The sequence below is a fragment of the Rhodopseudomonas sp. BR0C11 genome (assembly GCF_010820945.1).
GTDB lineage: Bacteria > Pseudomonadota > Alphaproteobacteria > Rhizobiales > Xanthobacteraceae > Rhodopseudomonas > Rhodopseudomonas palustris_H.
In genome coordinates this window covers 1-12,877 of sequence record NZ_QTKI01000110.1, presented here as the reverse complement: position 1 = coordinate 12,877, position 12,877 = coordinate 1, and the positions used below count along the sequence as shown (strand labels likewise).

Sequence of the window (12,877 nt, the reverse complement as noted above, 5' to 3'; positions counted from 1 at the left end):
GGGGTTTTGGGGGGGTGACCAATGGGGGTTCGGAACGCCGGCGATGCCCGGGGCCTTGCAATAGAGGTCGGCAGCCTGCTCCAGCGTGGGGATATTCAGCGCCTTGAGATCGGCTTCGGCGAGGCCCGGCATCGCCCACTGCATCAGCAGATAGGTGAAGTCGGCCATCGGATCGCCGAGCGTCGACAGCTCCCAATCCAGCACTGCCAGCACCCGCGGCTCGGTGGCGTGGAAGATCATGTTGTCGAGCCGGTAGTCGCCGTGCACCACCGACACGCGCTCCTGCACCGGCACCGTGCTCGGGAGCCACTCCATCAGCCGCTCCATCTCCGGGATGGGCTCGGCCACCGACGCCTTGTACTGCTTGCTCCAGCGGTCGACTTGGCGCGCGAAGTAGTTGCCCGGCTTGCCGAAGTCGCCGAGACCGATAGCTTCCGGCTCGTAGCTGTGCAGCTGCGCCAGCGTTTCGATCTTGGCCTTGAAGATCGCCCAGCGCGATTCCGGCGTCTGGGTCGGCAGGGTCGGATCCCAGAACACCCGGCCCTCTTCCATCGACATGATGTAGAACGACACACCGATCACGGAGTCGTCGGTGCACAGCGCATAGGCCTTGGCGACCGGGAAGCCCTGCTTGCCGAGCGCTGCGATGACGCGGAATTCGCGATCGACCGCGTGCGCCGACGGCAGCAGCTTGCCGAACGGCTTGCGCCGCATCACATAGGAACGGTTCGGGGTGATGAGCTTATAGGTCGGGTTGGACTGCCCGCCCCTGAATTGCTGAACCTCGAGCGGGCCCTGATAGCCCTCGACGTTCACCTGCATCCATTCGGCGAGGCGGGCCTCGTCGACCCGATGCCGCTCCTCGACCGGCTTGGTGCCGGTGTAATCGTCGTCGTTTCGCTTCCCGACCAAGTGACGCTCCTTGTTCTTGTTCGCGCGTTACGCGCCGCGCGTTCCGACAATCCCAAAATAGTCATACCCGGGCTTGACCCGGGTATCCATCTTTCCAAGAGATGGATCGCCGGATCAAGTCCGGCGATGACGTTTTTGTGCGGCCTTTGCGCGTCAGTGCGCTGCGTTGGCGTACTTCTTCATCTCCAGCCGGGCGATGGCGCGGTTGTGCACCTCGTCCGGACCGTCCGCGAGCCGCAGCGTGCGGATGTTGGCGTAATCCTTGGCCAGACCCGCGTCGTCCGACACGCCGGCGCCGCCGAACGCCTGGATCGCTTCGTCGATGATGCGCTGCGCCATCCGCGGCGCCGCCACCTTGATCATCGCGATCTCGAGCTGCGCGGTCTTGTTGCCGACCTTGTCCATCATGTCGGCGGCCTTGAGGCACAGCAGGCGAGTCATCTCGATGTCGATGCGGGCTTCGGCGATCCGCTGCTCCCACACCGAGAATTCGATGATCCGCTTGCCGAACGCGACGCGCGACTGCAGGCGCTTGACCATCTTCTCCAGCGCCTCTTCGGCCTTGCCGATGGTGCGCATGCAGTGATGGATACGGCCTGGACCGAGGCGACCCTGCGCGATCTCGAAGCCGCGGCCTTCACCGAGCAGCAGGTTCGAGGCCGGCACGCGGACGTTCTCCAGCTTGACCACGCCGTGACCGTGCGGCGCGTCGTCGAAGCCGAATACCGGCAGCATCTTCTCGATGGTGATGCCGGGGGCGTCGAGCGGCACCAGAATCTGCGACTGCTGCTGATGGCGGGCGGCGTTCGGATCGGTCTTACCCATCACGATCGCGATCTTGCAGCGCGGGTCGCCGACGCCCGACGACCACCACTTGCGGCCGTTGATGACGTAATGATCGCCGTCCTTCTCGATCCGGGTCTCGATGTTGGTCGCGTCCGACGACGCCACCGCCGGCTCGGTCATCAGGAACGCCGAGCGGATCTCGCCGGCCATCAGCGGCCGCAGCCACTTCTGCTTCTGCTCCTTGGTGCCGTAGCGGAACAGCACTTCCATGTTGCCGGTGTCGGGTGCCGAGCAGTTGAACACTTCCGAGGCCCAGGAGATGTGGCCCATCTGCTCGGACAGCAGCGCGTATTCGAGGTTGGACAGACCCGCGCCGTGGAATTCGTCGTCGTCGTGCGTCGACGGCGGCAGGAACAGGTTCCACAGACCTTCGGCCTTCGCCTTGGCCTTGAGCTCCTCGAGAACCGGGATCACCTTCCAGCGCTCGCCCTCGGCGTCCTGCTGCTTGTAGATCGGCACCGCGGGGCGAACGTGGTCGTTCATGAACTTGGTGACGCGGTCCAGCCATTCGCTTTGGCGATCGGACATCGTGAAATCCATCAGGCGATCCTCACTGTTTTCCCAGACTGTTGTGACCGACGGGGTGGCGGCACTGTCGTCCTGCCGCATCGCGCCCGCAAGTCGGATTTCCGCCCCGCGTCCCCCCGAGGGTCGGGAGACCACGAACCGCGAAAACGAAGCTGCCGGCGTCTCGGCGCCCGACGGCGCATTGACTTCCGGCTGTGAAACGATAGTTTCATACAGCTGTTTGAATTGCAAGAACGATGATTTCCCGCGGAGCGGCATGTCCACCGACACCACACGCAGTGCGATCCTGACCGCCGCCGAACGGCTGTATGCCGAGCGCGGCTTCGGCGACGTCACCTTGCGCGACATCGTCGCCGCGGCCGGCGTCAACCTCGCCGCGGTGAACTATCACTTCGGCTCGAAGGACGAACTGATCGCCGAACTGTTCGTGACGCGCTCGATCGCCACCAACCGCGAGCGGTTCAACGAGCTCAAGGCCGCGGAATCCGCCGGCGGCGGGCGCGCGCCGATCGAGGCGGTGTTGCGGGCACTGATCGGCCCGACATTGCGCGGCTGCCTCGGCCAGGACAGCGAACGCTCGGATGCCGCCCGCTTCATGATCCGCGCCGCGATCGAAACCATCCCGCCGATCCGCAAGATCAAGAACCGCGAGATCGACCACTTGCGCAAATTTGCAGCCGCGATGCGGCGCTCCCTGCCCGGCAAGCCGGACGCCGAGATCTATTGGGGCCTGCACTTCGCGTTGGCGATGGCGCAGCAGACCGTGCGCGACAGCGAGCGCCTGCTGCGGCTGTCGGAAGGCATCTGCGATCTCGACGACGTCGACGGCGTGATCGACCGCGTCGTCGCGGTGGCGTCGCTGGCACTGAAGACAGGCACCACCGGCACCGGCGAGGCCGCGGTGTCGCGGCGGCGCTGAGCCGACCAGCGCAGCAGCCGCCGGTTGCCTCAGCGCGCGATCAACTCGACGATGCGGTACAGCACCAGCCCGGCCGCAAGCACCAGATAGCCGCGCAGCACCAACAACCAGGCGCGGCTGATGGCGCTGAGGCGCGCGGGCGGCAGCGTCGCCAGCGGCGGCATCCGCCACTCTTCCGGCGCAACAGCGGACGCCGCCACAGGCTCGGCGCGGACACCCCGCGCGCGGCGCGCGATCAGCGCCACGGCGCCGGACAACAGCAGCGCGCCGACCACGCCGCCGCCCAGGATGCCGAGGATCATCCGCTCGCCGACCTCGGGGAACAGCACCGACCCGGTGAGGATGATCGACAGCAGCACCAGCACCACGACGATCGCACCGGTGAACAGGTTGCCGGCGCGGCCGTTGGCCCACGGCCCGAGCACGGCCTTGTCGTTGCACAACAGCAGCAGAAACACCGTTGCGCTCGGCAGCAGCACGCCGGCCAGCGTCTGCACCGCATTGGTGAGCAGGCCGAGCGGCATTCCCGGCGTGACCACCAGCGCCGCCGCAAACGCGATCAGTCCGGCATAGACCGCGTAGAACCCCTTCGCCTCGCGCGGCTTGCGATGCAGCGAATGCGCCACCGCGAACACGTCGCCGATCGCATAAGCGGTCGACAGCGAGACTGCGGCGGCGCCGATGATGCTGGCGTCGAGCAGCGCCAGGGCGAACAGGATCGCGGGCAGCCGCCCGGCCGCCTGCTCCAGCCCGTGCGCGGTGCCGAGCGCATCGGTGTAGGCGCCGAACTCCGGCCGGCCGGCAAAGGCGGCCGCCGAGAACCCGATCATCGCCACCGCGCCGATGATCACCAGGCCGATGCCGACGCAGAGATCCCAGCGCTCGTAGCGGATGAAGCGCGGGGTGATACGCTTGTCGATCAAATAGCTCTGCTGGAAGAACAACTGCCACGGCGCGATCGTGGTGCCGACGATGGCGATGATCAGCAGCATCACCTCGCCGAGCGGCGCGCCGGCCGGCATCTTCGGCACAAAGAAATCATGCGCCAGCTGCGGCAGCGGCGGATGCACCATCACGGCAACCGGGATCAGCAGCAGACTGCCGGCAACCAGCACCAACGCGAACCGTTCGAACCGGCGGAAGTCGCCGGTCGAGACCGCAAAGGTGATGATCACCGCGGCCGCGATCACGCCCCAGAACTGCGATAGGCCAAGATACTGCAGCGCCAAGCTGATGCCGATGAATTCGGTGACCAACGTCAGCGCGTTGAGCAGGAACAGGTCGGCGACGCTGAACGCGCCCCAGAACTTGCCGAACCGCGCGAAGATCAGCCGCGCATGGCCGACGCCGGTGACGGCGCCGAGCCGCACCACCATCTCCTGGTTGACGTACAGCACCGGGATCAGCAGCAGCAGTGTCCACAGCAGCGTGGTGCCGTAGTTCTGGCCGGCCTGGGTGTAGGTGCCGAACGCGCCGGCGTCATTGTCGCCAACCATCACGATCAGGCCGGGACCGGCGATTGCCAGCAGCGTCTGCAGCCGGGCTTTGAGCGTACGCCGCGGCGCGCGGTCATCGGCCGCGATAGTGCCGAGCGCGCCGCGGATCTCGCCGAGATGGGCGCTGTCCAGCACCGCGCTCGGCGGAACGGCGGCGCAGGCCGCTGTCGCGTGCAAGGGGATGTGCTTGGTCATTTGACTCTCCTGATCCGGCCTGCGCCGCAGCGGCCCGACGCGGAGAGCGGCGCTCAGCGCCCTCGCCGGCCCGGCGCCGGTGCGGGGCGGCCACGTCTGGGGCTGATTTCGGGAGTGGCAGGCCCGCCACACGCACGAAGGCGGCGGCGGGCAATCTGGGTTGATGGTCCATCGGGAAGGCTCCTGCCCGGCAAGCGGCCGGGCGCGCGGATTTACGCGGCGCGCGAGGGCGGCTGGTACACGCGGTCGCCGGTGTCACCGCCTTCGGCATCCGCGGCGTCGCCGGACGGCACCACGTTCCATCCGGCCACCAGCGTGCCGGCCGAGCCGACATACCAATGCAGTGCGAGCGCGGGACGCTGCGCCCGGCGCGGCATGCTGCGAACGTTGTCATTGGCGTGGGCGCGGCGGCTCTCGGCCGGGCGCGCGGCGCGGCCGGTCCAGGCCGGCCACCATGCGGTTTTGAAGTTGATCGACATCACGCACCTCCACGGCCGCAACGCGGCGGGACGGTGAGATCAGGCGGCTAGCAGCGCACCTTGCTCACGCGGCCCGACACGGTCGCGGTCCGATATGTTGCGGTCGCATTCGCCCGGCCTATCGCGGGGGGAAGGCGGCCAAAGCTGCTAGGGCCCATGTGCTCTTCGTTGGATGAGAAGGAAGGATCGCGCGCAAAGGCTCGACCCGGCCGGAGCCCTACGCCCGCACCTGCGATCGAGTCAACACTGTTTGTGGCCGGTCACGCCGCCGTGTTCGGCGGGCACGGACGGTGCGCAGCACCGCCCGTCCTTGCTGCGCGCACGTGCGCGGACGCCTCAGATCGCCAGATAGCGATGGCGCAGTTCTTCGCTATCGAGCACGTGCTTTGCGGTGCCGTCGAACACCACTTCGCCGGTGTCGAGGATGACGGCGCGGTCGGACAACTCCAGCGCCGCAACTGCGTTCTGCTCTACGATGATGGTGGTGATGCCCGCGGCACGTACTTCCTTGAGCGCCTTGGCGATGTCGTGGCGGACCACCGGAGCCAAGCCTTCGTAGGGCTCGTCGAGCAGCAGCAGCTTGAGATCGCGGGCCAGCGCACGGGCAATCGCCAGCATCTGCTGCTCACCGCCAGACATCGTCACGCCTTCCTGCTTGCGCCGCTCCGCGAGCCGCGGGAACAGCTCGTAGATCCGCTCGAACGACCAGCCGACACTGCCGGAGATCACCGCGATCTGCAGATTCTGCTCCACCGTCATCCCCGGGATGATGCGGCGATCCTCCTGCACCAGCTGGATGCCGGCCTGGGCGGCGACGTAGTTAGGTTTGCCGTGCAGCTTGACGCCGTCGAGGATCACCTCGCCCGAGACCAGCTCGGGCGTCGAGGCCCGTGCGATCGAGCGCAGCGTCGAGGTCTTGCCGGCGCCGTTGCGGCCGAGCAGCGCCAGGATCTCGCCTTTGTTCAGCGAGAACGAGACGTTCTGCACGATGTAGCTGTCGCCGTAATAGGCGTTGAGGTTGCGGCAGCAGAAATACGGCGTCTCGCCCGCATGGTTGGCGTGCGGCCGTTCAGCGGTCATCGTCGTCATACTTGCTCCTCGCCGAGATAGGCTTCGATCACTTTCGGGTTGCCCTTGATCTCGTCGGGCACGCCCTGCGCGATAACGCGGCCGCCGGCCAGCACGGTGATGCGGTCGGCGAGCGAAAACACCACATGCATATCGTGCTCGATGATCACGATGGTCATGCCGGACTGCTTGATCTGCCGCAGGATCTCGATGGTGGCGTTGGTGTCGGCGCGCGCCATGCCGGCGGTCGGCTCGTCGAGCAGCAGCAGCTTCGGCTTCTGCACCAGGCCCATCACCAGCTCGAGCCGGCGCTTGTCGCCGCGCGAAAGCGCACCGGCGAGGTGATACAGATGGCCGCCGAGGCCGCGCTCGCGCAGCGCCTGTACGGCGCGCTGGCCGATCTCGCCCTGCTCGTCGAACCGCGACACCAGCTTGAGCCGGAACGCGCCGTCCTGATGCGACAGCATCGCCATCATGACGTTTTCCAGGACGGTCAGATCGCCGAAGATCTCCGGCGTCTGAAACACCCGCGCCACGCCAAGCTGGTTGATCTCATACGGCTTCAGCCCGGTGAGCTGAGTGCCGTGGAACATCACCTTGCCCTGCGTCGGCGGCAGCACGCCGACGCAGACGTTGAGCAGCGTCGATTTGCCCGCGCCGTTGGGGCCGATGATGGCGTGGGTCTCGCCCTCACGGATGTCGAGATGCACATCCGCCAGCGCGTGCAGACCCGCGAACGTCTTGTGGACGTGATCGATGTGCAGAACGATGTCGCTGTTCACGTTCATGGCGCGGTGGCTCTCGCTTTTTGCTCGGCGGCGTTCTTCTCGATCTCGGCGGTGCGGTCGTGCGACGGCATCTCCTCGATCACCATTTCGCCGAGACCGTCACGCTGCGGCGAGTCGCCGAGCGATTTGACCTTCGGGGTGTGCTTCAGGCCGATCAGCCGGTTGATGCCTTCCATCACGCCGCCCGGCAGGAAGATCACCACCGCCATGAACAGCAGACCGAGGGTGAGCTGCCAACCTTCGCCGACGAACAGGCTCAGCGTCTTGACCACCGGTTCGCGCAGCCCGTCGGGCACGAAGGTGAACATCGCCTTGAGCTGCGCCTCGTTGTAGGCCGAGAAGATGTTCTCGAAGTACTTGATGATGCCGGTGCCGAGGACCGGGCCGAGCAGCGTGCCGGCGCCGCCCAGGATGGTCATCAGCACCACCTCGCCCGATGCGGTCCACTGCATGCGCTCGGCGCCCGCGAGCGGATCGGTCGCGGCGAGCAGCGCTCCGGCAAGACCGGCGAACATGCCGGAGATCACGAAGGCGGACAGAAGATACGGCCGGGTCGAATAGCCGGTGTAGCCCATCCGGTTCTGGTTCGACTTGATGGCGCGCAGCGTCATGCCGAACGGCGAGCGGAAGATCGCGATCGACAGGCCGAACGCAGCCACCAGCACTGCACCGCAGATGTAGAACCCGGTCCAGCCGGTGATCTGCATGCCGAACAGCGACGGGGTCGGCGAGACGTAGCCGATCGCGGCGTCGAGATAGCGCGGATCCTGGCGCAGCACGCGCAGGCCGGTTTCGCCATTGGTGATCGGCGTCAGCACCGAATACGCCATGTTGTAGCACATCTGCGCGAACGCCAGCGTCAGGATCGAGAAGTAGATGCCGGAGCGGCGCAAGCTGACGAAGCCGATCGCCAGTGCCAGCACGCCGGCCAGCACCACCGACATCGCCACCGCGGGCAACAGATCCATCGACAGCAGTTTGAACGACCACACCGCGGCGTAGGAGCCGACGCCGAGGAATGCGGCGTGGCCGAACGACAGGTAGCCAGTGAGACCGAACAGAATGTTGAAGCCGATCGCGAAGATGCCGTAGATCGCGAATTTCTGCAGCAGGTCCGGATAGCCGGCGCCGATCGGAGTGAAGATGATCGGGCCCAGCGCCACCACGATGGCAAAGCCGATCAGCAGCGCGATGTCGGCGAGTTTGGAGGTGTGCTTCATCGGATCAGCTCTCCATCACGCCCTTGCGTCCCAGCAATCCGCGCGGACGCACCAACAACACCACCACGGCGACCAAATAGATGATGATCTGGTCGATGCCGGGCAGCAGGCCTTTGATCTCGTTCATCGAGGCGAACGACTGCAGGATGCCGAGCAGAAAGCCGGCCAGCACCGCACCCGGCAACGAGCCCATGCCGCCGACCACGACGACGACGAACGACAGCACCAGGAAGTCCATCCCCATGTGATAATCGGGCGGCACGATCGGCGTGTACATCACACCGGCGAGGCCGGCGACGATCGCCGCGAGGCCGAACACGATGGTGAAGCGCCGCTCGATATTGATGCCGAGCAGGCCGACGGTCTCACGGTCCTGCATGCCGGCGCGCACCACCATGCCGAAGGTGGTGAGCTGGAGGAATGCGAACACCGCACCGATCACCACCAGCGAGAAGCACAGATAGACGATGCGCCAGTACGGATAGACGATCGCCTCGGTGATCTGCAGCGAACCGGAGAACAGCGCCGGCGCCGACTGAGCGATCGGATTGGCGCCGAAGAAGTGCTTGACGATCTCCTGCAGCACGATGGCAAGGCCGAAGGTCACCAGGATCTGGTCGGCATGCGGGCGCTTGTAGAAGAACCGGATCAGGCCGCGCTCGATCAGGATGCCGATCAGCAGCATCACGGGGATCGCGAGCAGGATCGACACCGGCACCGAGTAATCGATCAGTACTTTACCCCAGTCGCCGAGCATCGACTGGACGTAGGGCGTCTTGACCTCCAGCGGCGAGCCCCAGGGCGTCGTCCGCGTCGGATCAATCTTGACGATTTCCAGCGTCAGCAGCTTGTTGAACACCACGGCGCAGAACGCGCCGAGCATGAACAGCGCGCCGTGGGCGAAATTCACCACGCCGAGCGTGCCGAAGGCCAAGGTCAGCCCGAGCGCGATCAGCGCATAGGCCCCTCCTTTGTCGAGGCCGTTCAGGATCTGCAGAACGATCGCGTCCATGCGTGGTCAATCTCCCCCTGTGTCCGCGGCACCAAGGCGCGCGTCCATCGAAATTCCCCGGCGACCGACCCCGGCCGGCGGGCCAATACAAACTTTGCAGTCACTGTCGCCCGACCATCGGTCAGAGGCGGTACGCGCTTTATTGCTGCTCAAGAGACACGTGGCGGTCGGCTGCGCCTCGGGGCTCAGCCGACCGGTCACGATTCTGCTCGTCGGGCCGCAGCTCGCAGCCCGGCCGGATCAGATCAGCCGCACGCCTTGGCGTCCTTGGAGCCGAGTTCGCCGCCGAAGATGCTCGGGTCGTAGGTGACCTGCGACGCCGGCACGATCTTCTTGACTTCGAGAAGGTCGAACTTGTCCTTCGGCTTTTCCTTGCCCTGCACCACCAGCACGTCCTTGAAGCACTGATGGTCGGCGGCGCGGTACAGCGTCTTGCCGTTGCCGAGGCCATCGAACTCGAAGCCTTCGAGCGCCGCGATCACCTTCGACGGGTTGAAGGTGCCGGCACGCTCGACGGCGTCGGCATACAGGATCGCCTGGACGTAGCAGGTCTGCGCGGCCTGCGACGGCGGGGTGCCATAAGCGGCGCCGAACGACTTGGTGAACGCGCTGGTGGCGGCGTCTTCGAGCTTCCAGTCCCAGTTCGCGGTGCCGTAGATGCCCTTGATCGCATCGCCGGCACCCTGCGCCATCAGCTCGGAGAACAGCGGCACGACGATCTCGAACTTCTTGCCGTTCGCCATCTTGTCGCGCAGGCCGAACTGAACCGCCTGGGTCAAGGAGTTGATCATGTCCTTGCCGTAGTGGTTCAGCACCAGCACGTCGGCGCCGGAATTCAGCACCGGGGTGATGTACTGCGAGAAGTCGGCGGCGCCGAGCGGCGTGCGGACCGCCTTGACGGTCTTCCAGCCCTGCTTCTCGGTCGCGTCCTTCATCGACTCTTCCTGGGTCCAGCCCCAGGTGTAGTCGGCGGTCAGGTGATAGGCGACGCGGTCCTTGCCATAGGCTTCGGCCAGCACCGGGCCGAGCGCGACGCCGGACATGTAGGCGTTGAAGAAGTGGCGGAAGCCGTAGGCGCGCTTGTCCTTGCCGGTAGTGTCGTTCGAGTGCGTCAGGCCGGCCATGAAGATCACGCCGACGTCCTGGCACAGCGACTGCACCGCGACCGCTTCGGCCGACGACGAGCCGCCGGTGATCATGATCGCGCCGTCCTTTTCGATCATGCGCTTGGCGGTGGCCCGCGCCTGATCGGCCTTGGTCTGGGTATCACCAGAGACGAAGGTGACCTTCTTGCCGAGCACGCCGTTGCCCTTGAGCGCCAGCGGCTTCATGGTCTTCAGCATGCCGCCGTCGCCCTCACCGTTGAGGTGCTTCACCGCGAGCTGATAGGCCTTGAGCTCATCCATGCCTTCGTCGGCATAGGCGCCGGACTGCGGGACGTTGAAGCCGAAAACGACTTCCTTGCCCTTCGGGATGTTGCAGAAATCGTCGGCCCAGGCGTCGCGGATGAAAAAGCTCGGCGTGGCAAGGGCGGCAGCACCGGCCAGGCCGGTCTTGAGCGCAGTTCTGCGGTCGATGATAAATTTCTTGTCGGCCATGGGGCGTCTCTCCTCGGGTTCCTCGGGAAGTCTTCTTGTTAGTCTCGGGTCGTCGCGCTCACACGCTGATCGATGCCCGGGCTGCTCTTGGTGGCAGCGGAGCCGGAGTCTTGGAGAGCGGGTCCAATAGGGTCAACCGCTCCTTTTGTCTAAGGAGCGTCGATCAGTTCGCAGCGAAGGTAATTGCTCGCGCGGTTGACAGAACTAATCGTCAGTTTGTCGTGACAACTCGTCACAGTAACTATTGTGCATATCGATCAGAAAGCGTCGGCAGATCAGTCACTGCAGCGTTGTCACAACTGTCACATATCGCGCCGCACCAAATAACAACTCGGACGTCTCCGCATCGGCGTCCGCCAATTTATGTGACGTTTGGTCGCTCACGCGAGCGTTGGACTATGCACGCCCGCGACATCATGTCCGATACCGCACAGTTCTGAGTGTGAGGATCGTTTAGAATTTACCGAACCAGATCGGGACATTCTCCGCGCCGCCGAGACTGGCGGCATCGCCATACAGCCCCGCGAGAAAGGTCGCGCGATGGCTGGCGTTGGCAGTCGGGATTCCCACAGCCTGGCGACCGCCGGCCGACAGCGCCCGATACACCATGGCCGGATGCAGCGCTTCGTCGGCGAGCCCATAGTGAAACCGGATCGGCGAATCATAGCGCCAATACGAAGCCCGATTGGCTGCGAGGTGACGAAGGAAGGCGCTGTTGCGATCGTCGGTGGCGCGCTCGAAGAAGCCCGGCACCAACAGATCGGAGCCGGTCGGGAACGGCTGCTGCGGATCGGCCACGACCTTGTAGTCACCCCAGTATTTGCGGGCCATCGCCCGGTATTCGGGGCGGATAGCGCTGTCGAGCAGACCGCTGAGGCGATAGTTCAGCTCGTAGCTGCCCAGCGCAACGATCATGCACAACGAGATCCAGTTCGGCAGCGCCGGATAGGACGTCGTGCCGGCCGGCAGCGCGAAGCTTTGCGCGCCGGCCCAGTAGCTCCAGGCTTCGTTCAGATCGTTGAACGGGCTCGCGACCGCCGTGGCGGCAATGGGTCGCGACCGGCGCCGCAGCGCCTGATGAAGCCACTGGGTGTTGAGCGCGCCCTGTGACCAGCCGTGCAGGAAGAGTTTCGACGGCTTCAGGCCAAGCGACTTCATCGCCACCTCGCCCGCCGCCAGCATGTCGAGACAGGTCTGGACGCTGACGCCTTTGACCGCGTAGCCCTCGCCTCGGCCGTTGCGGAACGGACCCTTGCCGACATAGTCAGCGGCGATCACCGCATAGCCGCGTGCCGCGAACCGCTGCACGTTGAACAGCGTCTCCAGCGAATCCGCCGCATCGCTGAGCTGGTACGCTGGATCGGCCAGCTTGGTCAGGTTCGACGGGACCTGATCGAACGACAGGATGGTGCCGTGCTGCCAGGACAGCAGCGGCAGTTCGCCGGCCTTGCCGGCCGGCACGGCCAACAGCCCGCTGACCTTCAGCCGCTCTCCGGTCTCGGGAACGCGGGTCGTGGTCACGATCCGGTGCAGATCGACGTCGACCTGCGCGCCAGCGGTGGCGGCATCGAATTGCGGCAGGATCGCCGGCGCGTTGAACAGCGGGAACGCCTTGGCGACCTCGGCGTCGAGCCGCGCGGCGCTGACCCGCGCCGACATGTCGATTCCGGATCGCAGTGAGGAGCGCCGCACCGCCGCCTGTGCCGGGCTGAAGCCGAGCGCAGCGGCGCCGGCGGTAGCCGCGGCACCGAACACCAGAGACCGACGCTGCCGGTCGATCCCGCCTGAGGCTGCCTCTGACTGAGCAGGAACGGAC

Annotated in this window: 11 protein-coding genes; 1 reads left to right on the top strand and 10 read right to left on the bottom strand. The window is 65.7% G+C overall.

The features are described 5' to 3' along the window. Both DYI24_RS11120 and DYI24_RS11115 read right to left on the bottom strand, forming a co-directional pair. Positions 1-912, bottom strand: a 912-nt coding sequence (locus tag DYI24_RS11120; protein WP_164572328.1) for a phosphotransferase family protein, incomplete at its 3' end; no start/stop codon positions are given. Positions 913-1,065: 153 nt separating this feature from the next. Further along, positions 1,066-2,298: an acyl-CoA dehydrogenase family protein gene (locus tag DYI24_RS11115; RefSeq protein ID WP_164572327.1), complete on the bottom strand. Its 1,233-nt coding sequence runs from the start codon at positions 2,296-2,298 to the stop codon at positions 1,066-1,068. Between the two features lie 244 nt (positions 2,299-2,542). Between DYI24_RS11115 and DYI24_RS11110 the strand changes: the two genes are divergently transcribed. Then, positions 2,543-3,205, top strand: coding sequence for a TetR/AcrR family transcriptional regulator (locus DYI24_RS11110; protein ID WP_164572326.1), 663 nt, complete (start codon positions 2,543-2,545; stop codon positions 3,203-3,205). Positions 3,206-3,234: 29 nt separating this feature from the next. Here the strand turns inward: DYI24_RS11110 and DYI24_RS11105 are convergent, their stop codons facing one another. From DYI24_RS11105 to DYI24_RS11070, 8 genes are all read right to left on the bottom strand, one after another. Next, positions 3,235-4,896: an NRAMP family divalent metal transporter gene (locus tag DYI24_RS11105; protein ID WP_164572325.1), complete on the bottom strand. Its 1,662-nt coding sequence runs from the start codon at positions 4,894-4,896 to the stop codon at positions 3,235-3,237. 212 nt (positions 4,897-5,108) lie between these two features. Continuing rightward, positions 5,109-5,375: a hypothetical protein gene (locus DYI24_RS11100; RefSeq protein WP_164572324.1), complete on the bottom strand. Its 267-nt coding sequence runs from the start codon at positions 5,373-5,375 to the stop codon at positions 5,109-5,111. A gap of 336 nt (positions 5,376-5,711) precedes the next feature. After that, a complete protein-coding gene (locus DYI24_RS11095) occupies positions 5,712-6,464 on the bottom strand; it encodes an ABC transporter ATP-binding protein (protein WP_107345102.1) in 753 nt (250 codons plus the stop codon). Continuing rightward, complete coding sequence (locus DYI24_RS11090) at positions 6,461-7,231, bottom strand: ABC transporter ATP-binding protein (RefSeq protein ID WP_107345103.1); 771 nt, start codon at positions 7,229-7,231, stop codon at positions 6,461-6,463. The genes DYI24_RS11095 and DYI24_RS11090 overlap by 4 nt, the downstream gene beginning before the upstream one ends. Further along, positions 7,228-8,451, bottom strand: a complete 1,224-nt coding sequence (locus DYI24_RS11085) for a branched-chain amino acid ABC transporter permease (RefSeq protein WP_107345104.1) — start codon at positions 8,449-8,451, stop codon at positions 7,228-7,230. The genes DYI24_RS11090 and DYI24_RS11085 overlap by 4 nt, the downstream gene beginning before the upstream one ends. A 4-nt stretch (positions 8,452-8,455) precedes the next feature. Further along, a complete protein-coding gene (locus tag DYI24_RS11080; protein ID WP_107345105.1) occupies positions 8,456-9,463 on the bottom strand; it encodes a branched-chain amino acid ABC transporter permease in 1,008 nt (335 codons plus the stop codon). Positions 9,464-9,708: 245 nt separating this feature from the next. Next, positions 9,709-11,061, bottom strand: coding sequence for a substrate-binding protein (locus DYI24_RS11075; protein ID WP_107345106.1), 1,353 nt, complete (start codon positions 11,059-11,061; stop codon positions 9,709-9,711). A gap of 453 nt (positions 11,062-11,514) precedes the next feature. Further along, the coding region (locus DYI24_RS11070) for an alpha/beta hydrolase family protein (RefSeq protein WP_205523473.1) at positions 11,515-12,877 on the bottom strand (1,363 nt) is incomplete at its 5' end.